The following is a 23,083-nucleotide window of genomic DNA, read 5'->3' as shown; positions in this document are numbered from 1 at the left end:
GATGGGCGCGGCGTTGACCTTGCCCTTTGCGGGGCCTAGATCAGCAAGATGATCGATGCCGCATTCTCCCATCTTCCGGCGCTTGAGCCGGGCAACGTCTGGCTCGTCGGCGCCGGTCCCGGCGATCCCGGGCTTTTGACGCTGCTCGCCGCCAAGGGGCTTTTCGAGGCCGACGTCATCGTCCACGATGCGCTGGTCAACGAGGAATGCCTGGCGCTGGCGCGGCCGGAAACGCTGGTGGAATATGCCGGCAAACGCGGCGGCAAGCCCTCGGCGAAACAGCGCGACATTTCGTTGCGGCTGGTGGAGCTGGCGCGCGCCGGCAAGCGGGTGCTGCGGCTGAAGGGCGGCGATCCCTTCGTGTTCGGGCGCGGCGGTGAGGAGGCGTTGACGCTGGTCGAACACAATATCCCCTTCCGCATCGTGCCCGGCATTACTGCCGGTATCGGCGGGCTCGCCTATGCCGGCATTCCGGTGACGCATCGCGACATCAACCATGCCGTGACCTTCCTCACCGGCCATGATTCCTCCGGCATCGTACCCGACAGGATCAACTGGGACGCGATCGGCCGAGGTTCGCCCGTCATCGTCATGTATATGGCGATGAAACATATCGCCGAGATCAGCGCCCGCCTGATCGCCGCCGGCCGGCTGCCGTCCGAGCCCGTCGCCTTCGTCTGCAATGCCGCCACCGGCCGGCAGCAGGTGCTGGAGACGACGCTCGGAGAGGCGACCGAGGCCGTTGCCGCTTCAGGGCTCGAACCGCCGGCCGTAGTCGTCGTCGGCGAGGTGGTGCGGCTCCGGGCTTCACTCGATTGGCTCGGTGCGCTGGCTGGGCGGCGCTTGCTGCCCGATCCGTTCCGCCGGTCAGGCAAGGTGAGGGCATGAGCGGCCTCCTGATCGCAGCACCTTCCTCCGGCGCCGGCAAGACAACGGTGACGCTCGGGCTGCTCCGAGCGCTCCGCCGGCGCGGCATCGCGGTCGCGCCCGGCAAGGCCGGCCCTGACTATATCGATCCCGCCTTCCATGCGGCCGCAAGCGGCACGCTCTGCCTGAATTTCGATCCCTGGGCGATGCGCCCGGAATTGATCTCGGCCAATGCCGCGCTTCACCGCTCCGGCGACCGCATCCTCGTCATCGAGGCGATGATGGGGCTTTTCGACGGCGCGGCCGACGGAAAGGGAACGGCGGCCGATCTCGCCGCCCAGCTCGGGCTTTCCGTGGTGCTCGTCGTCGACGCCTCGCGCATGTCGCAGTCGGTGGCGCCGCTGGTTGCCGGTTTTGCCGGTTTCCGCGCCGATGTCCGCGTCGCCGGCGTCATCCTCAACAAGGTCGGCAGCGACCGGCACGAGGCGATGCTGCGACAGGCGCTGGAGGCTATCCGCATGCCCGTCATCGCCGTTATCGGCAGCGACAAAGGGCTTTCCCTGCCGGAGCGCCATCTCGGCCTCGTCCAGGCCGGCGAACATGCCACGCTTGACGGTTTCATCGACCATGCGGCGGATGCGGTCTCCGAGGAATGCAATTTCGAATTCCTGCTGCGCATTGCAAAGCAGGGGCTCAACCGGCCATCGGCCGCCAATATCGACCGGCTGCCGCCGCTGGGCGCACGCATCGCCGTGGCGCGCGACATCGCCTTTGCCTTTTCCTACGAGCATATGCTGCTCGGCTGGGGCCGCCGGGGTGCTGCGATCTCCTTTTTCTCGCCGCTCGCCGACGAGGCGCCGGCTTTGGATGCCGATGCGATCTATCTGCCCGGCGGTTATCCCGAGCTGCATGCCGGACGGCTTGCAGAGGCGCAGAATTTCCGCGCCGGCATGCTCGATGCGGCAGCGCGCGACATCCGGATCTATGGCGAGTGCGGCGGCTACATGGTGCTTGGCGACGGGTTGATCGACGCGGAGGGGCAGCGCCACGAAATGCTCGGCCTGCTGCCCGTCGTCACCAGTTATGCCGAGCGAAAGCGCCATCTCGGCTATCGCCGCGTTGTGCCGCTCGACGGCGCCTTCTTTGCGCGGATGATGACGGCCCATGAATTCCACTATTCCAGCGTCGTCTCCGAGGGCGAGGGCAAGCGGCTTTTTCAGGTGCAGGATGCGCTCGGAACCGATCTGGGTGCCGCCGGTCTCAGGCGCGACCAGGTGGCCGGCTCCTACATGCATCTGATCGATCTTGCCGGAGCTGCAGGATGAGCGCGCCGATCGTCCACGGCGGCGGCATCACCGCGGCTGCCGCTTCCTTTGGCGGCAGGCCGGACGACTGGCTCGACCTTTCCACGGGCATCAATCCGTGCCCTGTCGCCCTGCCTGACATTCCGGCAAGGGCTTGGCACCGCCTGCCGGACCGGCATCTCGTCGACGAGGCAAGGCGCGCGGCGCGCGATCACTATGGCAGCGGTGAGATCCTGCCGCTCCCGGTGCCCGGCACGCAATCGGTTATTCAGCTTCTGCCGCGCCTCATCGAGGACGGTAGGATCGCGGTGACGGACGAACGCGTCGCCGTGGTGTCGCCGACCTATGGCGAATATGCGCGAGCCTTCGCCTCCGCGGGTTTTGCGGTCGATGCGGTCGACGATCTTGCCGCGATCGGGAGCGAGCATCGGCTGACCGTCGTCGTCAATCCGAACAATCCCGATGGGAGGGTCTGGCCGACCGATACGCTGATTGCCCTGCACGACAGGATGAAGGCAGCAGGCGGGCTTCTCGTCGTCGATGAAGCCTTCGGTGATACCGATCCAGCGCTCAGCCTTGCATCCCATGCGCCGCAGCTTTCCAACCTCATCATCTTCCGCTCCTTCGGCAAGTTCTTCGGATTTGCCGGCCTCCGGCTCGGTTTCGCGATTGCGCGCGGCGATATTCTCGCGCGTTTCGAAGACTGGCTCGGCCCCTGGGCGGTCTCCGGCCCGGCTCTTTCGATTGCAGGTTCGCTGCTGCGCTCGGATGTCTCTCCGATCCGCGGCCGCATCGATGAGCGCAGCGCCGGCCTGCATGCGGTGCTGAAGGGCGCCGGGTTGCAAATCTCCGGAGGGACGGCGCTCTTTACCCTTGTCGCCGATGCGAGAGCCGGCGACATTTACACGCATCTCTGCCGCCATCATATTCTCGTCCGCAAGTTCGACTATGCGCCGGATTGGCTGCGTTTCGGGCTGACGCCCGATCCGGCGGCCGACAGGCGGCTTGGCGAAGCCCTTCAGAGATTTGAGCGATGACGATCGACGAAAACCTTCTCGTACTGCTTCTGGCGCTGCTGCTCGACCGGATCGCCGGCGATCCGCGATGGTTGTGGTCGCGGATGCCGCATCCCGTCGTCATGTTCGGCGCGGCGATCTCTTATGCCGACCGGCAGCTCAACCCGGAAAGTCTTACCGGGTCGCAACGCCGAATGAACGGTATCGCCGCCATCCTAGTGCTGCTTGTGGTGGCTATAGCCGCAGGCTTCGTGTTCAACCGGTTCTTCGCGCTGTTCGGCCTTGCCGGCATCTTGCTGGAGACCGGGCTGGTGGCGATCTTCCTGGCGCAGAAAAGCCTTGCCGATCACGTCGCGGCCGTCGCCGTCGCCTTACGCGACGAGGGGCTTGCCGGTGGGCGGACCGCCGTTTCCCGCATCGTCGGACGCGATCCCGAGACGCTGGACGAGCCAGCCGTCTGCCGCGCGGCGATCGAAAGCCTTGCCGAGAATTTCTCCGACGGCGTCGTGGCGCCGGCGCTCTGGTATGCCGTCTTCGGCCTGCCGGGGCTCTTCGCCTACAAGATGCTGAACACGGCGGATTCGATGATCGGCCACAAGTCGGAAAAATACATCGATTTCGGCTGGGCGTCCGCCCGGCTCGACGATGTCGCCAACTGGCCGGCCGCGCGGCTCTCCATCCTGCTGATTGCCGCCGGCGCCTGGATCCGGCGGGGAACAAGCGCCGGGCGCGAGGCGATCCGGGTGGCGATGCGCGACGGAGCCCTGCACCGCTCGCCGAACTCCGGCAGGCCGGAGGCGGCCATGGCAGGCGCGCTGGACGTCCAGCTCGCCGGGCCGCGCATCTATGGCGGCGTCATCGTGCGTGAACCGATGATCAACGACACCGGTCGCGACGTGGCGACCTCAGGCGACATCGAGGACGGCGTGTCGGTATTCTATGCCAGCTGCATGGTGCTCGCCGGTGTTACGTTCGGGCTTTTCTTGTGTTTTCTGTAGAGGCGGCAGGGTACGATCACGCCTCGGTAGACAGCTCCCACTCAAACGTTTATGCGAAACGCCTCCTACCTCCACCAGACCGGAAGCAGAGCGATGACAGTTCAGGTTGAATTACCGTGCCCGAAGTGCAAGAGCACCAAGATGAAGTTCGAGCGTCCCGAGATCCGGGAAACCGACATCATCACCTGTGCCGCCTGTGGCCATAATCTCGGCACCATGGCCTCGATCCGCGAGAAGATGAACAAGGCCTACCAGCAGCTCAATCAGGCTGGGGCGAAGCGCAAGCTTCAGTAAGCCTGCGGCGTACCCGCTTGCTGCCATGCGCCGTTAGAGTTGTGATTACCATTCGGATTAAAGCAATATAATAAGTATTGCCGTAGTCTCTCTTTCGTGGGGGCGCAATTAAACTGCGCCGAGGCGATAAGAGGGTATCATGAAGACGATTTTGGCGGCCGCGGCCGCAAGTTTATTGCTGCAGTTTTCTCCTGTTGCCGCTCAGGCTGCAACGCTGGTCGCCAATATCAGCATCGGCAAGCAGACGATGACTGTTTCCGAGAACGGCTTCGTCAAGTATCGCTGGAAGGTTTCGACCGCGCGCAACGGCTATGTCACACCGACCGGTTCGTGGAGCGCCAAGTGGCTGTCGCGCGATCACCGCTCGAGGAAATACGACAATGCGCCGATGCCATACGCCGTGTTCTTCAACGGCGGTTATGCCGTTCACGCCACTTTCGACCTGAAGCGCCTGGGCCGGCCGGCCTCGCATGGCTGTGTTCGCCTGCATCCGGACAATGCCGCCCAGTTCTTCTCGCTGACGCGGCAGGCCGGCCTTGCCAATACCCGCGTGGTCATTACGCGCTAACCCAACGGGTTGCGCCGCGCTGATCCCTCTTATGCGCTGATCATCCGCTCCAGTTCATCCATGTCGGGGACGATGATATGTCGGAAATTCTCGATGCGAATGACGCCGCTCTTGCGCAGCCTGGTCATCTGACGGCTGACGGTTTCAATCGTCAGCCCGAGGAAGTCGGCGATCTCGGCGCGGGATAACGGCAGGTCGAAGGCGGTGCTTGTGGCCGTTTGCGGTTCGGCGTGGGTGGCGATGAGGTGGAGCAGGCTTGCGACCTTCTCCTCGGCGGTGCGCCGGCCGAGCGTCAGCATCCATTCGCGCGCGGCATCCAGCTCCTTCAGCGCCTGATCGTGCAGGCTGCGCTGCAGTTCCGGCGTCTCCGATATCATGCGGTCGAGCAGGTTGCGCGGGAAGACGCAGATTTCGGAATCGGTCGCAGCCTCGGCCGACAGCGTGCTCTCGCGCACGAAGGGCCTGCCAACGAAATCGGGGGCGAATTGCAGGCCGACGATCTGCTGGCGCCCGTCCGGCATCACCTTGCAGAGTTTCACCACCCCGCGCATGATGTTCGAATAGAAAGAGCTTTCCGAGCCTTGAGCGATGATCTCGCTGCCGGCATCGACCTTGCGGCGCAGCGAGTGGCGGCCGAGTTCCCGGAGCTGGCTGCTCGATAGCGCGCCGCAGACGACGCCGTGCCGCGCCTGGCAGGAACGGCAGGCGACGAGAGTGCCGGCGTCGGAGACCTCACTGCGTGCGACGTCCATGTCCTGATCCCTTCGAAATCCGCGTGTGCCGGGTGTGGCTGCGCATGCCGGGCATGCTGGGCATACCCTAGACGATTACGCCGCGATTGCGGGTTCGGCTATCCCGATTTCTTCCGGCGCGGCTTGATGATTATCAATTTCGCCGGGATCGCGATTTGATCCAGATCAAAGTTTCCGTGCCCTGGCTGTTGTTGGAAGCGCCTGCGCCGAGAAGAGGCCGTCCGCGGGTTTGATTCGGACGGCTTCTTCGCCCCGCCGGCGGGGCGAACTTTCTGCTGCGGCATCGCCTTGCGCCCTGGGTGACGGCAAAGGCCGGCATTCCATTGCTGTTTAGGCAACACCCAGCCGGCAAATTGCCGCAACGCCGGGACGAAAGCATTGGCTTTTGAAATGGATTTGCCTATGAGGGGGTTTAAATCGTCATTTCATGAGGTACAGCGCGTGACCGCTACATTCGATAAAGTTGCCGACATTATTGCAGAAACCAGCGAGATCGACCGCGCGACGATCACGCCGGAGAGCCATACGATCGACGACCTCGGTATCGACAGCCTGGATTTCCTCGACATCGTCTTTGCGATCGACAAGGAATTCGGCATCAAGATCCCGCTCGAAAAGTGGACGCAGGAAGTCAACGAAGGCAAGGTTTCCACCGAAGAATACTTCGTGCTGAAGAACCTCTGCGCCAAGATCGACGAGCTCAAAGCAGCCAAGGCCTGAGCGATATAACAGCCTTTTTTGAACGCCCTGCCGCCCTGAATATGGCGGCCGGGCGGTTTCGTTCCTAACTAGTGCATGCCGCCCAAAAGTGCGCAGCGGTTTTGGGACAACGGCATGCATAAAACAAAGACCTAAAGTGCGAACCAGACGCGCTTTTGGCGTCACCGGCGGGCGGATCTGGCCTGTCGGGTCGGAGGATCCGAATGCTGCTGGAATATTTCCAGATGATTGACCGCGTCGAAGCGGTGGACCTGAAGAAGGGCACGCTTAAGGCGCGATCCGTCGTGCCGGCGAAGAGCCCCGTCTTCGAGGGTCATTTTCCCGGCATGCCGCTCGTTCCCGGCGTGCTTCTGATCGAGACCATGGCCCAGGCCTCCGGCATGCTGGTGCTTGCCGTCACCAATTTTGCCGCCATGCCCTTCCTGATGACGGTCGACGGCGCCAAGATGCGCACCTTCGTCGAACCGGAAGCCGTGCTCGACATCGAGGCGGTGCTGGAGCATGACGGTTCGGGTTTCGCGGTCACCAAGGCTAAAATCACCAGCGGCGGCAAGAAGGTCTGCGATGCGCAGCTGAAACTGCGCACCATGCCGTTTTCCGAGGTGCCGCTCGGCGATATCGTGAAGAAACGTGCCGGCGAGATCGGGCTTCTCGAAGCGATCGCGGCGCAGGGAGTGATTGGATGAGTAAGGCTGCAAACGACGTCGTTATCTCGGGCATCGGCATCGTCACCTGTCAGGGCGTCGGCAAGGATGCGCATATCGCGCTGCTTTCGGCCGCCAGCACGCCGAAAGTGATTGTCGAGACCGAAAAGTTCAAGCCCTATCCGGTGCATCCGCTGCCCGAGATCGACTGGTCGCAGCAGATCGCCAAACGCGGCGATCAACGCCAGATGGAGAACTGGCAGCGCATCGGCGTCTTCGCCGCCGGCCTTGCGCTCGATGATGCCGGTTTCAAGGATGATATCGAAGCCTGCGGCACGATGGACATGATCGTGGCGGCCGGCGGCGGCGAGCGCGACATCAATGTCGACACGCTGATCGTCGACGAGGCGCTGAAGCGCAATGACCGCGAATTGCTGCTCAACGAGAAGCTGACGACCGAGCTGAGGCCAACGCTGTTCCTCGCCCAGCTTTCCAACCTGCTCGCCGGCAATATCTCGATCGTGCACAAGGTCACCGGCTCGTCGCGCACCTTCATGGGCGAGGAAGCGGCGGGCATATCCGCCGTCGAGACCGCCTTCTACCGTATCAAATCGGGCGAATCCTCGCATGCGCTTGTTGGAGGCGCCTTCGCGGCCGAACGGCCTGACATGATCCTGCTCACCGAAGCGATCGGCGCTCATGCGCGCGGCGACTGGGTGCCGCTCTGGTCGCGTAGGCCGAGCGATGGCGGCGGCATGATCACCGGTTCGGCAGGCGCCTTCCTGGTGCTCGAATCGCGCAAGCATGCTGAAGCCCGCGGCGCCCATATCTATGCCGTCATCGACGCGGTCGAGGGCGACCGCGGCAACCGCAATTCCGGCAATCTCGAAGTCCGGCTGGAGCGGCTTTTGGCACCGGCCGCCGGGCTTGCCGCTGAGAGCACGGCGATCTTTTCCGGATCGACCGGCATGCACGATCTTGCCGCCCGCGAGCGGGCGGTGCTCGAGCATCAATTGCCCGACGTTGCGATCCGCGGCTTCGGCGGCGTCACCGGCCATACGATCGAGACGCAGTTCACGCTGGGTCTGGCGCTCGCAGCCCTTGCCGTCGACGGCAAGGCCAAGGTTCCGCCGTTCGATGCCGCCCATGAGGCGCCGATGCGGACAGGCGCCACCGCCGCCGTCGTGACCACGGTCGGACACCAGCGCGGCGAGGGCGTTGCCGTTCTTTCCGCAGATGCGTGAGGAGTGAGAGATATGACAGCTTCCGCTTATAGAGATCACCTCGGCCGTCCGATCGTGGCTGTTACCGGCATGGGCATTATCACCTCGCTCGGCCAGGGTCTCAGCGACAACTGGGCAGCGCTTTCGTCAGGCACGTCCGGCATCCACGAGATCAACCGCTTCCCGACCGAGGGCCTGTCGACGCGGATCGCCGGCACCGTCGATTTCATCGGCATTCCGGTGCCGAACGCCGTCGAGCGCTCCTATGCCTTCGCCCGCGAAACGACGATCGAGGCGCTTGCCGATGCTGGCCTTTCCGGCGATTTCAACGGCCCGCTATTCCTCGCCGCCCCGCCGATCGAGCCCGAGTGGAGCGCGCGCTTCGAGCTTGCCGACCGTTCGCCGGCTTCCGACCATCCGGGGGATGCCTATGAGCGCTTCCTGACGGCGCTGCGCCAGCGTCCGGACCCGGCCTTCCATGAGGCCGCATTGTTCGGCGCGATTTCCGAGCGCCTTGCCGACCGGTTCGGCACCCGCGGCCTTCCCGTCACGCTGTCGACCGCCTGCGCCTCCGGCGTCACGGCGATCCAGCTCGGCATCGAGGCGATCCGCCAAGGCCGCACCGATCGCGCGCTGACGGTCGCGACCGACGGATCGCTGAGTGCCGAAGCGCTGATCCGCTTCTCGTTGCTGTCAGCCCTTTCGACGCAGAATGATCCGCCGACCAAGGCTTCCAAGCCGTTCAGCAAGGATCGCGACGGCTTCGTCATCGCCGAGGGTGCGGCGACGCTGGTGCTGGAATCGCTGGAATCGGCGGTCGCCCGCGGCGCCAAGGTGCTCGGCATCATGAAGGGCGCCGGCGACAAGGCCGACAGCTTCCACCGCACCCGGTCGTCGCCCGATGGTGGCCCGGCAATCGCGACGATCCGCGCGGCTCTTGCCGATGCCGGCATCGACGAGAGCGGCATTGGCTACATCAATGCGCACGGCACCTCGACGCCGGAGAACGACAAGATGGAGTATGGCGCGATGTCGGCCGTGTTCGGCGACCGGCTCGTCGGCATTCCGGTTTCGTCGAACAAGTCGATGATCGGCCATACGCTGACGGCGGCGGGCGCCGTCGAGGCGGTGTTCTCGCTGCAGACGATGCTGACCGGAACGCTGCCGCCGACCATCAATTACAACAACCCCGATCCGTCGATCGTTCTCGATGTCGTGCCGAACAAGAAGCGGGAAGCCCAGGTTTCAGCCGTGCTTTCCAACTCCTTCGGCTTCGGCGGGCAGAATGCCAGCCTTGTCATGGCGCTCGAACCGGCTTAAGCGGTTCGCGACAATTTCAAAACAAGAAGACCGTCTTGAAGGCGAGGGATTTTGCCATGCGCGCTTTGCAACTGATCGATGACCGCAAGCTTGAGATCACCGACCTGCCGGAACCGGACGCTCCTGGTGCCGGCGAGGTGACGCTGCGCGTCAAGGCGGTGGCGCTCAACCATATCGACGTCTGGGGCTGGCGCGGCATGGCATTCGCCAAGCGCAAGATGCCGCTCGTCATCGGCGCGGAAGCTTCCGGCGTCGTCGAAGCGATCGGACCGGGCGTGGCGAACGTGCTGCCCGGCCAGCTGGTGGCGATCTACGGCGCGCGTACCTGCGGCCTCTGCCGCCCCTGCCGCGAAGGCCGCGACAACCTTTGCGAACATGTCTCCGGCGTGCACGGCTTCCATCTCGACGGCTTCGCGCAGGAGAAGGTCAACCTGCCGGCGCGCCTGCTTGTGCCGGCCCCTCCCGGCGTCGACGCGATCGGCGCGGCGCTTGCTCCGGTCACCTTCGGCACGGTCGAGCACATGCTGTTCGACAATGCCAAGCTTGAGCCGGGCGAGACGATCCTTGTCCATGCCGGTGGCTCCGGCATCGGCACGGCGGCGATCCAGCTTGCCAAGAAGATCGGCTGCACCGTCATCACCACGGTCGGTTCGGACGACAAGATCGAAAAGGCCAAGGCGCTCGGCGCCGATCACGTCATCAACTACCGCACCGACCGTTTCGAAGGCGTGGTGCGCAAGCTCACCAAGAAGAAGGGGGTCGACGTCGTCTTTGAACATGTCGGCAAGGACACCTGGGCAGGCTCGATGCTCTGCATGAAGCGCGGCGGGCGCCTCGTCACCTGCGGCTCGACCTCGGGTGTTTCGACAGAGATGAACCTGATGATGCTGTTTCAGCAGCAGCTGAAGCTCTTCGGCTCCTTCGGCTGCCGCATGGAGAACATGGCGGATGCGATGCAGAAGATGGGCCGCGGGCTCGTCCATCCCGTCATCGATACCGAGGTCAGCTTCAGCGATATCGACCGGGCGCTGGAGCGGATGGAATCGCGCCAGATCTTCGGCAAGATCATCCTGAAGATGGATTGACCGCGTGAAGCTGTTCATCACCCGGATCGTTCTGGCGCTGAGGAATTTCCAGCAATGGCTGGTGGCTCAGCTGATGTTCGGCTTCATGAATTTCCTGAAGCTGTTTCCGGCCGACGGCGCGATCCGCTTCGCCGACAGGATGATGCGCCGCCTCGGCCGGCTGACCAGCCGCCACAGACTGATGCTGACCAATCTGCGCAACGCCTTCCCTGAGAAGAGCGAGGCCGAGATCGAGGAGATCGCGCTCGCCAGCTGGGGCAATATGGGCCGACTTGCGGCGGAATACGTCTTCCTCGACCAGCTGTTCGACTATGATCCCGAAAAGTCGGAGCCGGGCAGGGTGGAGGTGTCGGGCGTCCCGATCTTCCTCGACCTGCGCGACAATCCGCGCCCCTTCATCGTCTTTACCGGCCATACCGCCAATTTCGAGCTGCTGCCGGTGGCGGGTGCCGCCTTCGGGCTCACCGTCACCGTGCTCTTCCGGCCGCCGAATAATCCTTATGTCGCCAAGAAGGTGTTCGACTTCCGGAGCGCCCGCATGGGCAAGCTGGTGCCCTCGCATGCAGGCTCGTCCTTCGCGCTCGCCCGTCAGCTGGAAGCAGGCCAGGGGGTGGGCGTGCTGGTCGACCAGAAATTCCGCAAGGGGCTGAAGGGCACCTTCTTCGGGCGCGACGTCAAGACCAATCCGCTACTGCCGAAGCTGGTGCGCCAGTTCGACTGCGAGGTCTATCCGGCGCGCTGCATCCGGCTGCCCGGAAATCGCTATCGGCTGGAAATCGAGCCACGCCTGGACATGCCGCGCGACGCCAAGGGCAATCTCGACCTGCCGGCCGCCGCCCAGCTGCTCAACGACAAGGTGGAAAGCTGGGTGCGGGAATATCCGGAGCAGTGGCTCTGGTATCACGACCGCTGGCAGATCAAGCAGACGCTCGCGCCTTAGAATAGGATGCTCCAAACGAGTGGTTGGAGCACGATGTCGCCCGAAAACCGCTCACACTTTTCGGCATCATACTCTAAAAAAGGTCCACCCCCATTTATCAGCGGTGAAAAGCGGCAGGTGCTCTCGGATTGAAACTGAGGGCACTTCATGTTACCCGTCACCACCAAGACGCGAATAATGTCTACCGGAAGGCGCATTTTTGGGAAATGCAGCCATGTGAGGTTTCGGACTCGTCTCTTGGGACAATGGGAGTGGGAGGCGTCTTGCTGGAGCTTTTTCGAGCTTTTTCTTTGCGTTGCGTGCAAATCGAGGAAGCCATACGCCTGGGCGACGACCAGCGCGTCACGGCGCTCGACCGCCATGTCGAGCCGCTGGTCGAGGCAATCCTCGCCTGCCGGGCAGCCAATCTGCTTGAAGTTTACATGCAGCTGCAGTTCGTGAGTCACCTGATCAGCCAGGATGCCGACGACAGCGCCAGCGTCACGGAGCACACGTCGGTGCTTTCCTATCTGCTCGACCGCTATTTCGGGGCGCATGGGCCGGACTGGCGCGTGCCTTCTCCGCAGGATGTGCGCATCGAGCCGCCGCCGGCCTATGTGCCGGATACCGACAATGGCCAATTCCTCAACGCGGTGATCCTCGAAAGCCTTCCCGACCGCGTGGCGGTGCTGACAAGGGACTATCGCTACCTCTATTCCAATCCAGCCAACAGCGCCCATCTCAACAGGAAGCCGATGGAACTCATCGGCCGCCACCTTTCCGAATTCATCGGCGAGGAGCGGTTTGCCGAATGCGCCAAGCATAAGCTCGACGCCTGTTTTGCCGGTGACCAAATCGACTATACCTATGAGCGCTCAGACGGCAGCGGCGGGTCGCGGCATGTGCGCTGTCGCATGTCGCCGCTACGCGATGCGGGTGGCACGGTGATCGGCGCCCTGCTCGTCATGGAAGATATCGACCGGCTGTCGCAGGCTGCCTGATCCCGGTCGCCAGCCTTAGGCAGCCTGACCAATTGGGCAGCCTCGGGTAATCCGGCTAAGCGGCGGCCCAGACGGCGAGCTCGTAACCGTCGCGGTCGAGGAAGTGGAAGCGACGGCCGCCGGGAAAATCGGTGATCGGCCGGACGATCGTGCCGCCGGCCTTCTCGACTGATGTCAGCACCTCTTCCAGATCCCTGGCATAAACGACGACCAGCGGGCCGCCGCCCGGCCGCACCGGTCCGAAATCGGAAAAGCCGCCCTTCAGCCGGCCATCGTCGAATTCGCAATAATTGGGGCCGTAATCGGTGAAGCGCCAGCCAAAGGCCGAGCCGTAAAAGGCTTTGGCGGCGGCGATGTCGGCGACGTTGAATTCGACATAGTCGATGCGGCGGTCGTGGTTTTCTGTCTTCTCGGCCATCTATCTCTCCATCAGGGCTTTCAGCATGGCGAGATCCTTCTCGACATGGGCGGCATCGGCGGAAAACTGTGTGTCGGTCATGCCGGGTAGGCGCAGCAGCGTGAACATGACCTCGCAGCCATCGCCGTTCGGCACGATGCGCAGAGCATTATAAACCCTGAGGCCGGATTCGATCGTCACCGTATGGTCGATCACGCCGAATTCATTGGCAGGCACGAAGCTCACCCTGATTCTTCCAAGAGCGCCATCGGCGATCCAGTCGGCACCATCAGGATCGAGCCCGCTCGCAAGGCCGGAGGCCCAGAGCGGCATGTTCTCCGGCTTTCCGGCGAATTCATAGACGTCGCGCCAATCGCGCTCGATCGACCGGTGGATGATTTTCGCGGGCATTGTCGTCATGGCTTGCAGGTCCCTGTCATTTGCTTTCGTCAGAATAACGGACCGGCCGGCAGCGTCTTGAACAAAACGGTCAGTCGGCTCTTTTCCGCATGTCGAACTGGTCGAGAATGACGGCGGGCGTCAGCGTCGACAGCTCACCGACCTCCCGCGTCATGTGGGGCTGGTCGGCAAAGCCCGCTTCGAGCGCAAGGCGGGCAAGCGGCATCGTGCCCGACTTGCGGCAGAGGTCGAGGAAACGCTGGAACCGGCGGATCCGTTCCAGTGTCTTTGCGCCGTAGCCGAAATGATGGTGGCAGCGACGGCGCAGCTGCCTTTCGCTCATGCCGAGCCGGTCGAGCAGGCCGGATGCCGGGCGACCGCCGTCGGCGGCGGCGAAGATCATGGCGGCGTCGCGGGCGGGCTCCTCCGCATCGCGCGCGGCCCCTTCGAGCAGACGGCTAAACAGCGCCATCGCGGCCGACGGGTCGGGACAATCCGCAAGCCGCGCTTCGAATTCGGCGGTGTCCTTCCGGCCGATGTCGGCAAGGGGCACCGAGCAGCCGACCAGCGCCGAGAGCGGCGTCTTCAGCCAGGGTGCTGCAGCGCCAGGCGCAAAACGCGCGCCGATGACAGTCGCGCCCGGCTGGATGACGGGAAAGGCCGCCGTCCTGTCGGGGCCGGCGACGACCAGCCGGCCGTCGATCCAGAGCAGATCGCAATAGCCATCGGGCACGATCGCCACCATTGCCGACGGTCCGTCATGCAGCGTATGCGACCAGAGGCGGTTGAAATGGCGTCGCAGCGTCGGCGGCGGTGCATATTCGCGGTAGCGGCCGGCGCGGGCCGCCAGGAGCGCCGTGTCTTTTCGTTTTTCCGATGCCAATGCCATATCTCCGAGGCACTGATGATAACATGAGATAGGGCATTATGGGCAGGACGCGCTAAAAACTTGCGGCTTCCGAATTGGACGGCAGCCGGCGGGGTTGTCGGACAAGCGGCGATATTGCACGCTTCATTTCATTGGCTTTTGCGAACCGATTAGACCCTTGCGAGACTTGCCGTTTGACCGAGACAGTGCCACAACACCGGTCCAATTGACACATCGGAGGTTTGTCGTGGAAAAGGCAGAAATCGGACTGATCGGCCTTGCGGTCATGGGCTCCAACCTGGCGCTCAACATCGCGGAGAAAGGCAATAAAATTGCGGTGTTCAACCGCACGCCGGAGAAAACCGACGAATTCTACGAAAGCGCCGGCGATCTGAAGAAGCAGATCATTCCCTGCAAGACCATCGAAGAGTTCGTCGATGCGATCCGGCCGCCGCGTCCGATCGTCATCATGATCAAAGCGGGTGAGCCCGTCGACCAGCAGATGGAGCTGCTGCGCCCGCATCTCTCCAGGGGCGACATCATGATCGATGCCGGCAACGCCAATTTCCGCGACACCGTCGCCCGCTTCGATCGGCTGAAGAATACCGATCTGACCTTCATCGGCATGGGTGTTTCCGGCGGCGAAGAAGGTGCGCGCCATGGCCCGTCGATCATGGTCGGCGGCACTGAGGAATCCTGGAAGCGCGTCGAGAAGGTGCTGACCTCGATTGCCGCCCGCTACAATGACGAGCCCTGCGTCGCCTGGCTCGGCAATGACGGCGCCGGCCATTTCGTCAAGACCATCCACAACGGCATCGAATATGCCGACATGCAGATGATCGCCGAAATCTACGGCATCCTGCGCGACGGCCTCGGCAAGAGCGCTTCCGAAATCTCCGGCATCTTCGGCGAATGGAACAAGGGCCGCCTGAACTCGTACCTGATCGAAATCTCCGAGAAGGTGCTTGCTGCAACCGATCCGGTTTCCGGCGGGCCGATGGTCGATATGATCCTCGACAAGGCCGGCCAGAAGGGTACCGGCAAGTGGTCGGCGATCGAGGCGCAGAACATGGGCATTCCGGCAACGGCGATCGAAGCCGCGGTCGCCGCCCGCAGCCTCTCTTCGATGAAATCGCAGCGCGAAGCCGCCGAGAAGATCTTCGGGACGCAGGCCGTGTCCTTCCCGATCGCTTACGGCCCCGAGCTCAACAAGGATCTGGAGCTGGCGCTGTTTGCCGCCAAGATCGGCGCCTATGCGCAGGGCTTCGCTGTGATGGCGGAAGCGTCGCGCGAGTTCAACTGGTCGCTGCCGATGCCGACGATCGCCAGGATCTGGCGCGCCGGCTGCATCATCCGTTCGCAGTTCCTCGACGAGATCACCTCGGCCTTCACCAAGGCGCCTGACGCTGCAAACCTCATCGTCACACCTGCTTTCTCCGACATGGTCAAGGAATCGATCCCGGCGTTGCGCCGCGTCGTCGGTGCCGCGATTGCCGCCGGCCTGGCGGTGCCGGCGCTGACCTCGGCGCTGACTTATTTCGACGCCTATCGCCAGGGCAGGGGAACGGCAAACCTCATCCAGGCACAGCGCGACTTCTTCGGCGCTCACGGCTTCGACCGCCTGGATGGTAAGGATTTCCACCACGGCCCCTGGGGCAGTGGTGCCTCGACCTTCTGAGGTCTACCGATTTTCAAGGAGAGGCCCGGCCACTGTGCCGGGCCTTTTGCTGAGATGCCGCGGCCGAGAACCCGGAGATCTAAGTGACGAGCATTCGGATAGCCGCCGCGCAGACGCCGGAATTTCGGGAGAATGTCGAGGCGGCACTGGATTATGCTTGCGGGATCGCCGCTCGTGCCGAGGCTGAGGGTGTTGCCCTGCTGGTCTTTCCAGAAGGTTTTCTGCAGGGCTACCTGACCGATGAAGCATCGGCGCGGCGTGTTGCCCTCGATCTCGCATCAGCCGAGTTCGCGGCGGTCCTGGATCTGTTGCGGAAGTCGGGACCGGTGCTGGTCATGGGGCTGATCGAGATCGATGATGGGCGATTGTTCAACACCGCCGTCGTCGTCGAGCGCGGCGTTCTCCTCGGCCGCTACCGGAAAACCCACCTGCTGCACGGCGAACGGGCCTTCGAGGCTGGAAAGGACAGTCCGCTCTTTGCGATCGGTGCCCTGCGCTTCGGGATCAGCATCTGCTACGACACCAATTATCCGGAGGCAGCCGCAAAGGTCGCCGCGTCTGGCGCGTCGCTGATCTTATGCCTGTCCAACAACATGATGCCACGGGAGAAGGCGGAAATATTCAAGCCGCTGCATAATGCCGTTCGCGGTGAAAGATGCCGCGAGGCAGGCTTGTGGTTGATATCGTCCGACGTAACGGGCGAGCGCGATGGGCGCATCGCCTGGGGACCGACGGCCGTGCTGAACCGGCAAGGGGAGGTCGTGGCGCAGCTCCCGCTGGAGGAGCCCGGCTTGCTGGTCTTCGACTTTCCCTGTGATGGACAAGATGCAGGGGCTCGACTCAAATGACGAGCACTGCGGAATTCGGGAATGTGCGAAAGTTGGATGGGGACTGTATCCCCATCCACTTCTCATGGCTGGCTTAGATCCGCTGGCCAACGTCAATACGGTTGCCGTCGGGGTCTTCGAACACGAAGGCCCGCAATCCGTAGTCCTTGTCCTGAAGGCTCTTGATGATTCTCAGCCCATATTGCTGGCAAACCGCGTGCAAGGCATCGACATTGTCGACCATCAGGTGGGCAACATTGAAGTCCGCAGCCTTGTGGTTCGGCTGCAAGGTGAGATGCACTTCGCCCTGATCGCGCTTCAGGATCATGAAGCCGACAGGATTGCCGTTCTCGAATATTTTCTTGAAGCCGAGGACATTGGCGTAAAAATCATAGGCCTTGGTCATGTCCTTGACCGGCAGCATGGCGGCAATTCGTCCGAAACGAACACCGTGATCGGCGATATCATTCATCGCAGAACCTCTGATTGCGAAGACGCAGATACCCTTCGGACGGTGCCGACAGAGATGGTACGCTCCGATGTTTCGATCAGCAGGACGGTGCCCAGGAGCTTAGGTCTATAGCCTCGAAATCTTCTGCGGAAGAGGGGTAGCGGAATCCCCGCGAGATTTTCTGGGATCTACGACACTTCGTTTCAGTGGGATAAGACACTGTTTGTACAGGCAGCCCTGACGACAACACGCTTGAGGAATTGACAGAGATGCTTATCCGAGACGAAACGCCTGATGATATCGATGCGATTCATGATCTGACCTCGACCGCCTTCAAGCCGATGCCCTACAGCGACGGTACGGAAGCGGAGATTGTCCGAAGACTTCGTGCGGCGGGCGATCTCAAGATATCGCTGGTGGCCGAGCAGGATGGCGAAATTCTCGGGCATGTGGCGTTTTCGCCGGTGACGATCAACGGCGCGCATGACGGCTGGTTCGGGCTGGGGCCGATATCGGTCAAGCCGGAGAGACAGCGGCAGGGCGTCGGCAAGGCGATGATTGCACGGGGTCTCGAATTGTTGAACGAGATGGGCGCCAGCGGATGCGCCCTGATCGGCAATCCCGAGATCTACAGCCGTGTCGGTTTCAGCAGCGATGGACAATTGGAGTATCTCGACCTCGATACGCGGCTCGTGCAGAGGATTGTTTTTCGCGGATCTCCGCCAAGCGGGACGTTGCAATTCGCCCCGGCATTTGAAAGCTAGAATATTCCGTTCAACGGCCGAAACTCCAAACCCAACCTGACAGAGAAGGCGACGACATGTCCGAAGCGGGCGCGATAACCATTCGAACCGAGCGTCTCAAGCTCCGCATGCCTGACATCGACGATTTCGCCGCCTATGCTGCGATCATGGCGTCGCCGCGATCCATCGGAATGGGTGGTCCGTTCGATCTGCGCGCGGCGTGGGGGATGTTCTGTCACGATGTCGCTCTGTGGCAGCTTTTCGGGCACGGAGCGCTGACGGTCGAGCTTGGCGAAACCGGCGAATGCGTCGGTCAGGTGGGGATCAATCACGGACCGCTCTTTCCCGAAAAGGAATTGGGCTGGTTCGTCTACGAGGAATACGAGGGCAGAGGCTATGCGACCGAAGCGGCCTTGGCGCTGCGCAACTGGGCCTTCGCGACGCTCAAGCCGCCGTCGCTGGTCAGCTATATTGCTCCCGGCAATGCTGCATCCGCTGCCGTTGCCGAACGGCTGGGCGCGCGCCTCGATCCCGCAGCACCCCGAACGGATCCTGCCGATCTCGTTTACCGTCACCTCGCTTCCTGAAACGCGGAACATGGGTCTTGAGCGTACTGCGATTGGTTGCAGACGTCTCAGTTCTCACATGTTGATCGGTTAGGATATCGGGCTCTGCAAGAGATGGGGATATCGGATGACAGGCGATAAGCGGGAACACTGGGACGAGGTCTACCGCACGAAACCTGCCGACAGCGTCAGCTGGTATCAGCCGACGCCTGGGCCTTCCTTGCGGGCGCTTGACGAGCTGCAACTGCCGGCCACGGCCTCGCTGATCGATGTAGGCGGCGGCGCATCGAGCCTTGTCGACCGTCTTGTCGAGCGCGGGTGGTCCGACCTCACCGTCCTCGACATCGCCGCGCCGGCGCTCGAAGTCGCCAAGGCGCGGTTGCGGGATGAAGCCGCCCGCGTCGCCTGGGTGGTTGCCGACGTCACTTCATGGCAGCCCGACCGCCATTACGATGTGTGGCACGACCGCGCCGTCTTTCACTTCCTCACCGAGCCCGAGCAGCGGCTGGCATATCGCCGCGCGCTCGAAACCGGCACGGCGCCGGGCAGCGTGGTGATCATCGCGACCTTCGCGCCGGACGGGCCGGAACGGTGCAGCGGCTTGCCGGTCCAGCGTTACGACGCGGTGGCGCTTGCGACCGAATTCTCGTCCCCCTTCGCGCTTCAGCGTGACTGGCGCGAGGAGCACGCCACACCCACTGGTGGCCGGCAGTCGTTCCAGTGGTGCGTCTTTCGCAGGCGCTGAGCCCTTGGAGACGGCGGCCGAGAGGCACGACCCTGATGATCTCGTCTACGGCTGGCTCGTTTCACGAGAGAGGCAGTCGAGGATGAAATCCGCCCGGTCGGCGATCGCAATTTTCGGCAGCGTGACGACGTCGTAGCCGAGCGTGGGATAGACGGCGGCAAGTCGATCATATTCGCCGACCGCCTCGTCGAAGCCATGGCGCCGCTCGGGGTCGGTCGTGTAGATTTCGCGCCATGGCGGGGTGAGAAAAATTCTCGGGTGATAGCGGTGGGTGGCGCTCAATTTTTCCAGGACCGGTTCTCCAGTCAGGTGCTGCAGCGCTGCCGCCGCATCGATCAGCCCGCGATCGAAGAACGTCCAGCGGGTCTGCTCACGCGCCGTCGTGTAGTCAGTCATCGCCATCTCGATTGCGCGGCGAGCAAAGGCCGCCATGTCGACCCAGGGCAGGGCTGCGCCGTCGCCTTCAAGTTCCTGTTTGACGATCCGTCGGCCGGGCTCTTCGACGATGGCATGACCGCGAGCGGCAAGTTCCGCAAGAAGCGTCGATTTTCCGCCGCCGGAACATCCCGAAATCAAGACCAGCCTGTTCATGATCAAGCGCCCGTCTCAGTCGGCCCGTCGGGCCCGCGCCAGGCCGTGGTCCACCAGGCGGTCGATGATTTCGGCGTAGGTGACGCCGCTTGCCGCCATCGCCTTGGAATACATGCTGATATCGGTGAAGCCGGGGATGGTGTTGATTTCATTGACGAGGAACCGCATGTCATCCGTCAGGAAGAAGTCGATGCGGGCCATGCCATCGCAGCCGACGGCTCTGAAGGCTTTTGAGGCCACGTCGCGCATGGCGGTCTCGATCTCCTGCGGTAGTTCCGCCGGCACTTTCAACGCCGCCCCTTTCTCGTCGATATATTTGGCATCGTAACTATAGAAGCCGTGGCTTTCCGCCGGCACGATCTCGCTCGGCCGAGAGACGAAGAGTTCTCCTGCCGTATCTTCCAGGACGCTGAATTCGATTTCACGGCCGCGCACGAATTCCTCGGCGAGCAGCGTGCGATCGTGACGGAAGGCTTCGGTAAGGGCGGGCGCGAATTCCTGGCTGGCATGGACCTTGGCGACACCGACCGACGATCCCTGGCGCGCAGGCTTGATGAAGAGCGGCAGGCCGAGCTCACCTTCCAAGGCTGCCAGTGAAGGGACGGCACCCTCATGGATCGTCACCGCGCGCGCCACCGGCAGGCCCGCTGCCCTCAGCAGGCGTTTGGCGATGTCCTTGTCGAGCGCTGCGGCGGAGCCGAGGATGCCGCAACCGGCGAGTGGAACGCGAGCCACCTCTGCAGCGCCCTGCACTGATCCGTCCTCGCCATGCGGGCCGTGGAGGACAGGAAACAGGATATCGACCTTTGCTAGGTCATGCGGCGCGTCATGAGCTGGGATCGCCAGCACGCGGCCGCACCCACCCGGCACCAGGCAGATTTCCGTGCCTGATGAAGGCGTCGCCAGCACGCCGTCCTCGAAACTGCTCAGCAGCCATTGTCCGTCGCGGGTGATGAAGACAGGGACGGCGTCGTATTTCTCGGGCTTGAGCGCGCCCATGACATTGGTTGCCGAGAGCACGGAAACTTCATGCTCGGCCGAGCGGCCGCCGAAGAGCACGGCAATGCGCAGCCTGTTTGGGGATGGGGTCATGAAAGTCTCCAAAACGATCTGGTGTTGAAAAGGGTTAGGCGTCGACCGATATGCCGCGATTGGCGAAGAAACGGTCGAAGATGGCGAGCGGCAGTGTCACATCGGCCTGGCTCGCTTCGTCATGACCGGACGGGTTGTGAAAGCGGATTGTCTCGTTGCTGGCTGCCGTCACCAGCACCAGGTGTCCGCCTTTCGAGGGCGGCTCGCGCTCCGGCCAGCGGATGCCCGAGTTCACCGAGGCGATGAAGAACCGGCGTTTCGACAGAAGCTCGGGAATGGCCGATGTCTCAACGCCGGTCATCGTCTCCGCGCTAAGCGCGAAACGGTCGGCGGCGAAGCGGACGAAGGGCGCGTAGACCAGCCCTTTGATCGAGGCATCGATCTCGTTGACGACATAACCGCCATAGGCAGTGCAGGCGCGGGCAAGCTCGAGGGTCGGATGGATCTCGCCGCGGGCAGCAAGGATCATCTTCAGGCAGGCCATGCCGCAGACATTGACCGCCCAGCGCGCATATTCCTCGATCGTCGCGGCTCCCGAATGGCGCCAGAGCGGATCGCCGAGCAGAGCCTGCGATCCCTCGGCAAGCACCGGCAGTGTCATGCCGGGTGTTTCCCATTGACTGAAATAGGGCACGCCGCTCTGCTGCATCCTGTCGATATCCCCGTGACTCGTCTCATGAGATGGCGGGCAATCTTGGCTTTTTTCGAACCGATGCCCCGCTTGCGAATCCAAGGCTAAGGTGCAGTTTTCTTCAGGTCCACTTAATTAAAATAAGCATATAGGTTAGAGATTATGGCCGATTGATCAACCGGAGAAACGGGCTTGGATTTCTTCCGATTGCGCACGCTTCGCGAGCTCTCGCGCCGCGAGACGATGGCGGCGGTCGCCGACGCGCTCGGCATTTCCTCATCCGCCGTTTCCCAGCAGATAGCCCAACTGGAGGACGAAGTCGGCATTGCGCTCGTCGAGCGGCGCGGGCGAGGGGTGACGCTGACACCGGCCGGACAGCGGCTCGTTGTGCATGCCGACCGGATATTCGGCATTGTCGAGGAAGCCAAGACCGATATTGCCGAGCTGCAGAATATCGTCGCGGGCGACCTCAGGATCGCCGCCCAACCCTCCGCAGCTTCTTCCTTCATTCCCGCCGCGATGCGCCAGCTCGCCATCGACCATCCGCATCTCGACATCGTCATGACGACGATGGGACCTGCCGAAGGCGTGGCGGCGCTCCGGGCCTGGCAGGCCGATATCGTCATTGCCGACGACATATCGCTCGATCCGCATATGCTGGAGGGCACGGCCGACACGCTGTTTCTGTGTCGTGACCAGCTCTTCGTGCTTCTGCCCGCTGGCCACAGGCTGGAGAGCGAGCCCGTCATCGAACTCGCACAGCTGAGGGATGAACATTGGGCGCTCGACGTCGCTTCCAGCGCCTATTCCATGGCTATCCGTCAGGCCTGCCGCGACATCGGTTTCGAACCCGTCATCAACGGCTTCAGCGACAGTTTCGAAGTGGTGTTCGCACTGGTGGAAGCCGGGTGCTCGATTTCGGTGATGCCCGGCTTGGCGCTCAGAGATTTCGGCGGAGCGCTGGTCGTCAAACCCTTGGTGCCATCCGTTTGCCGTCGCATCCATGCGATTACCCGGCGGGGCGAGGTGCGTAACCCGAAGGTCGCGGCGGTGCTCGATCAACTGGTAAAGAGCGCGCCGCGGGATTTGAACAGATCCTGGTTTTCGCGCGAATGCACTCTTGGCAGGAGCGATCATATCGGGCACTCTTGGTTCATGATTATGGCAACTCAAGCAGCAGACGTTCGCGCACGCGACGCACGACTTACCACCACGGCCTCCTGATCGGAGCCGGTTAATACTGTCGTTTGCTTTCTCCTTATTTGCCTTGAGCCACCGTCCATGGACACCAGATCGTTTCCAAAGCCACATCGCGTTTTTTTCGTCCGTAGCGTCGCGCAGACGTCCTGCGCCGCAACTCCGCGCGCGCTTCGACTTAGCCGCG

At 62.8% G+C, this 23,083-nt stretch carries 26 protein-coding genes and 1 pseudogene; 19 read left to right on the top strand and 8 right to left on the bottom strand.

The annotated features are described in order from the left end of the window. Positions 1-48: 48 nt before the first annotated feature. The 6 genes from cobA to AC244Q_RS11610 all read left to right on the top strand — a co-directional run bounded on the left by cobA (position 49) and on the right by AC244Q_RS11610 (position 5,047). Positions 49-888 (top strand): uroporphyrinogen-III C-methyltransferase, encoded by an 840-nt coding sequence (cobA, locus tag AC244Q_RS11635; protein WP_113545842.1) that lies wholly within the window; start codon positions 49-51, stop codon positions 886-888. Beyond that, entirely contained in the window at positions 885-2,192 is a 1,308-nt protein-coding gene (locus AC244Q_RS11630) for a cobyrinic acid a,c-diamide synthase CobB (protein WP_113545841.1), read from the top strand. Before cobA ends, AC244Q_RS11630 begins: the two co-directional genes overlap by 4 nt. Further along, the gene (gene cobD / locus AC244Q_RS11625) at positions 2,189-3,208 is read left to right on the top strand and encodes a threonine-phosphate decarboxylase CobD (RefSeq protein WP_113545840.1); all 1,020 of its coding nucleotides are present in this window, start codon (positions 2,189-2,191) and stop codon (positions 3,206-3,208) included. The genes AC244Q_RS11630 and cobD overlap by 4 nt, the downstream gene beginning before the upstream one ends. After that, entirely contained in the window at positions 3,205-4,185 is a 981-nt protein-coding gene (gene cbiB / locus AC244Q_RS11620) for an adenosylcobinamide-phosphate synthase CbiB (RefSeq protein ID WP_113545839.1), read from the top strand. The genes cobD and cbiB overlap by 4 nt, the downstream gene beginning before the upstream one ends. Positions 4,186-4,278: 93 nt before the next feature. Next, entirely contained in the window at positions 4,279-4,479 is a 201-nt protein-coding gene (locus AC244Q_RS11615) for an ECs_2282 family putative zinc-binding protein (protein WP_113545838.1), read from the top strand. A 139-nt stretch (positions 4,480-4,618) separates the two neighbouring features. Next, on the top strand, positions 4,619-5,047 hold the full coding sequence (locus AC244Q_RS11610) for a L,D-transpeptidase (protein ID WP_113545837.1): 429 nt from the start codon (positions 4,619-4,621) through the stop codon (positions 5,045-5,047). A gap of 29 nt (positions 5,048-5,076) precedes the next feature. Here the strand turns inward: AC244Q_RS11610 and AC244Q_RS11605 are convergent, their stop codons facing one another. Further along, complete coding sequence (locus tag AC244Q_RS11605) at positions 5,077-5,799, bottom strand: Crp/Fnr family transcriptional regulator (RefSeq protein WP_113545836.1); 723 nt, start codon at positions 5,797-5,799, stop codon at positions 5,077-5,079. 441 nt (positions 5,800-6,240) lie between these two features. On the opposite strand from AC244Q_RS11605, the gene AC244Q_RS11600 reads away from it, so the two are divergent. The 7 genes from AC244Q_RS11600 (at position 6,241) to AC244Q_RS11570 (ending at position 12,711) form a co-directional block, all read left to right on the top strand. Next, positions 6,241-6,519, top strand: a complete 279-nt coding sequence (locus AC244Q_RS11600) for an acyl carrier protein (protein ID WP_003540486.1) — start codon at positions 6,241-6,243, stop codon at positions 6,517-6,519. A gap of 203 nt (positions 6,520-6,722) precedes the next feature. After that, positions 6,723-7,205 (top strand): 3-hydroxyacyl-ACP dehydratase FabZ family protein, encoded by a 483-nt coding sequence (locus AC244Q_RS11595; RefSeq protein WP_003540474.1) that lies wholly within the window; start codon positions 6,723-6,725, stop codon positions 7,203-7,205. Continuing rightward, the gene (locus AC244Q_RS11590) at positions 7,202-8,407 is read left to right on the top strand and encodes a beta-ketoacyl-ACP synthase (protein ID WP_113545835.1); all 1,206 of its coding nucleotides are present in this window, start codon (positions 7,202-7,204) and stop codon (positions 8,405-8,407) included. The genes AC244Q_RS11595 and AC244Q_RS11590 overlap by 4 nt, the downstream gene beginning before the upstream one ends. A 12-nt stretch (positions 8,408-8,419) precedes the next feature. Continuing rightward, complete coding sequence (locus AC244Q_RS11585; protein WP_003540471.1) at positions 8,420-9,706, top strand: beta-ketoacyl-ACP synthase; 1,287 nt, start codon at positions 8,420-8,422, stop codon at positions 9,704-9,706. Between the two features lie 56 nt (positions 9,707-9,762). Then, the gene (locus AC244Q_RS11580; RefSeq protein WP_018074608.1) at positions 9,763-10,791 is read left to right on the top strand and encodes a zinc-binding dehydrogenase; all 1,029 of its coding nucleotides are present in this window, start codon (positions 9,763-9,765) and stop codon (positions 10,789-10,791) included. A gap of 4 nt (positions 10,792-10,795) precedes the next feature. Beyond that, a complete protein-coding gene (locus AC244Q_RS11575) occupies positions 10,796-11,731 on the top strand; it encodes a lipid A biosynthesis lauroyl acyltransferase (protein ID WP_017988604.1) in 936 nt (311 codons plus the stop codon). Between the two features lie 263 nt (positions 11,732-11,994). Next, a complete protein-coding gene (locus AC244Q_RS11570; RefSeq protein ID WP_113545833.1) occupies positions 11,995-12,711 on the top strand; it encodes a PAS domain-containing protein in 717 nt (238 codons plus the stop codon). 55 nt (positions 12,712-12,766) lie between these two features. On the opposite strand, the gene AC244Q_RS11565 is transcribed toward AC244Q_RS11570, so the two are convergent. From AC244Q_RS11565 to AC244Q_RS11555, 3 genes are all read right to left on the bottom strand, one after another. Beyond that, positions 12,767-13,129 carry a VOC family protein gene (locus tag AC244Q_RS11565; protein ID WP_113545832.1) on the bottom strand — a complete coding sequence of 121 codons (363 nt, stop codon included), beginning with the start codon at positions 13,127-13,129 and terminating at the stop codon, positions 12,767-12,769. Continuing rightward, positions 13,130-13,528 (bottom strand): SRPBCC family protein, encoded by a 399-nt coding sequence (locus tag AC244Q_RS11560; RefSeq protein WP_113545831.1) that lies wholly within the window; start codon positions 13,526-13,528, stop codon positions 13,130-13,132. It lies immediately after the preceding gene. Between the two features lie 70 nt (positions 13,529-13,598). After that, entirely contained in the window at positions 13,599-14,390 is a 792-nt protein-coding gene (locus AC244Q_RS11555; protein ID WP_113545940.1) for a helix-turn-helix domain-containing protein, read from the bottom strand. Positions 14,391-14,622: 232 nt separating this feature from the next. Here AC244Q_RS11555 and gndA point away from each other — a divergent pair, with 232 nt between their 5' ends. Next, entirely contained in the window at positions 14,623-16,053 is a 1,431-nt protein-coding gene (gene gndA / locus AC244Q_RS11550; protein WP_113545830.1) for an NADP-dependent phosphogluconate dehydrogenase, read from the top strand. A gap of 83 nt (positions 16,054-16,136) precedes the next feature. Continuing rightward, positions 16,137-16,901 (top strand): carbon-nitrogen hydrolase family protein, encoded by a 765-nt coding sequence (locus tag AC244Q_RS11545; protein WP_113545829.1) that lies wholly within the window; start codon positions 16,137-16,139, stop codon positions 16,899-16,901. 73 nt (positions 16,902-16,974) lie between these two features. Here the strand turns inward: AC244Q_RS11545 and AC244Q_RS11540 are convergent, their stop codons facing one another. After that, positions 16,975-17,352: a VOC family protein gene (locus AC244Q_RS11540; RefSeq protein WP_113545828.1), complete on the bottom strand. Its 378-nt coding sequence runs from the start codon at positions 17,350-17,352 to the stop codon at positions 16,975-16,977. Positions 17,353-17,600: 248 nt separating this feature from the next. On the opposite strand from AC244Q_RS11540, the gene AC244Q_RS11535 reads away from it, so the two are divergent. The 3 genes from AC244Q_RS11535 to AC244Q_RS11525 all read left to right on the top strand — a co-directional run bounded on the left by AC244Q_RS11535 (position 17,601) and on the right by AC244Q_RS11525 (position 19,385). After that, positions 17,601-18,095 carry a GNAT family N-acetyltransferase gene (locus tag AC244Q_RS11535; protein WP_128408017.1) on the top strand — a complete coding sequence of 165 codons (495 nt, stop codon included), beginning with the start codon at positions 17,601-17,603 and terminating at the stop codon, positions 18,093-18,095. A gap of 56 nt (positions 18,096-18,151) precedes the next feature. Continuing rightward, on the top strand, positions 18,152-18,661 hold the full coding sequence (locus tag AC244Q_RS11530) for a GNAT family N-acetyltransferase (RefSeq protein ID WP_113545826.1): 510 nt from the start codon (positions 18,152-18,154) through the stop codon (positions 18,659-18,661). Positions 18,662-18,767: 106 nt separating this feature from the next. After that, the gene (locus tag AC244Q_RS11525; RefSeq protein ID WP_113545825.1) at positions 18,768-19,385 is read left to right on the top strand and encodes a class I SAM-dependent methyltransferase; all 618 of its coding nucleotides are present in this window, start codon (positions 18,768-18,770) and stop codon (positions 19,383-19,385) included. A gap of 45 nt (positions 19,386-19,430) precedes the next feature. Here the strand turns inward: AC244Q_RS11525 and AC244Q_RS11520 are convergent, their stop codons facing one another. From AC244Q_RS11520 to AC244Q_RS11510, 3 genes are read right to left on the bottom strand one after another with little or no spacing between them, the layout of a single operon-like run. Then, complete coding sequence (locus tag AC244Q_RS11520) at positions 19,431-19,976, bottom strand: AAA family ATPase (RefSeq protein ID WP_113545939.1); 546 nt, start codon at positions 19,974-19,976, stop codon at positions 19,431-19,433. A gap of 15 nt (positions 19,977-19,991) precedes the next feature. After that, complete coding sequence (locus AC244Q_RS11515; protein ID WP_128408016.1) at positions 19,992-21,068, bottom strand: D-alanine--D-alanine ligase family protein; 1,077 nt, start codon at positions 21,066-21,068, stop codon at positions 19,992-19,994. 34 nt (positions 21,069-21,102) lie between these two features. Further along, positions 21,103-21,717 (bottom strand): C39 family peptidase, encoded by a 615-nt coding sequence (locus AC244Q_RS11510; protein WP_113545823.1) that lies wholly within the window; start codon positions 21,715-21,717, stop codon positions 21,103-21,105. A 174-nt stretch (positions 21,718-21,891) separates the two neighbouring features. Here AC244Q_RS11510 and AC244Q_RS11505 point away from each other — a divergent pair. Further along, positions 21,892-22,797: pseudogene (locus tag AC244Q_RS11505) on the top strand (LysR family transcriptional regulator); the annotation flags it as partial. Between the last annotated feature and the right edge of the window lie 286 nt (positions 22,798-23,083).

The sequence above is a fragment of the Rhizobium sp. CB2179 genome (assembly GCF_057653455.1).
This window is presented reverse-complemented; position numbering and strand designations above follow the sequence as displayed.

Excerpts from the sequence above, each read along its gene's own strand:
- cobA (WP_113545842.1), top strand. The coding sequence starts at position 49 with ATGATCGATGCCGCATTCTCCCATCTTCCGGCGCTTGAGCCGGGCAAC.
- AC244Q_RS11630 (WP_113545841.1), top strand. The coding sequence starts at position 885 with ATGAGCGGCCTCCTGATCGCAGCACCTTCCTCCGGCGCCGGCAAGACA.
- cobD (WP_113545840.1), top strand. The coding sequence starts at position 2,189 with ATGAGCGCGCCGATCGTCCACGGCGGCGGCATCACCGCGGCTGCCGCT.
- cbiB (WP_113545839.1), top strand. The coding sequence starts at position 3,205 with ATGACGATCGACGAAAACCTTCTCGTACTGCTTCTGGCGCTGCTGCTC.
- AC244Q_RS11615 (WP_113545838.1), top strand. The coding sequence starts at position 4,279 with ATGACAGTTCAGGTTGAATTACCGTGCCCGAAGTGCAAGAGCACCAAG.
- AC244Q_RS11610 (WP_113545837.1), top strand. The coding sequence starts at position 4,619 with ATGAAGACGATTTTGGCGGCCGCGGCCGCAAGTTTATTGCTGCAGTTT.
- AC244Q_RS11605 (WP_113545836.1), bottom strand. The coding sequence starts at position 5,799 with ATGGACGTCGCACGCAGTGAGGTCTCCGACGCCGGCACTCTCGTCGCC.
- AC244Q_RS11595 (WP_003540474.1), top strand. The coding sequence starts at position 6,723 with ATGCTGCTGGAATATTTCCAGATGATTGACCGCGTCGAAGCGGTGGAC.
- AC244Q_RS11590 (WP_113545835.1), top strand. The coding sequence starts at position 7,202 with ATGAGTAAGGCTGCAAACGACGTCGTTATCTCGGGCATCGGCATCGTC.
- AC244Q_RS11585 (WP_003540471.1), top strand. The coding sequence starts at position 8,420 with ATGACAGCTTCCGCTTATAGAGATCACCTCGGCCGTCCGATCGTGGCT.
- AC244Q_RS11580 (WP_018074608.1), top strand. The coding sequence starts at position 9,763 with ATGCGCGCTTTGCAACTGATCGATGACCGCAAGCTTGAGATCACCGAC.
- AC244Q_RS11565 (WP_113545832.1), bottom strand. The coding sequence starts at position 13,129 with ATGGCCGAGAAGACAGAAAACCACGACCGCCGCATCGACTATGTCGAA.
- AC244Q_RS11560 (WP_113545831.1), bottom strand. The coding sequence starts at position 13,528 with ATGACGACAATGCCCGCGAAAATCATCCACCGGTCGATCGAGCGCGAT.
- AC244Q_RS11540 (WP_113545828.1), bottom strand. The coding sequence starts at position 17,352 with ATGAATGATATCGCCGATCACGGTGTTCGTTTCGGACGAATTGCCGCC.
- AC244Q_RS11535 (WP_128408017.1), top strand. The coding sequence starts at position 17,601 with ATGCTTATCCGAGACGAAACGCCTGATGATATCGATGCGATTCATGAT.
- AC244Q_RS11530 (WP_113545826.1), top strand. The coding sequence starts at position 18,152 with ATGTCCGAAGCGGGCGCGATAACCATTCGAACCGAGCGTCTCAAGCTC.
- AC244Q_RS11525 (WP_113545825.1), top strand. The coding sequence starts at position 18,768 with ATGACAGGCGATAAGCGGGAACACTGGGACGAGGTCTACCGCACGAAA.
- AC244Q_RS11520 (WP_113545939.1), bottom strand. The coding sequence starts at position 19,976 with ATGAACAGGCTGGTCTTGATTTCGGGATGTTCCGGCGGCGGAAAATCG.
- AC244Q_RS11515 (WP_128408016.1), bottom strand. The coding sequence starts at position 21,068 with ATGACCCCATCCCCAAACAGGCTGCGCATTGCCGTGCTCTTCGGCGGC.
- AC244Q_RS11510 (WP_113545823.1), bottom strand. The coding sequence starts at position 21,717 with ATGCAGCAGAGCGGCGTGCCCTATTTCAGTCAATGGGAAACACCCGGC.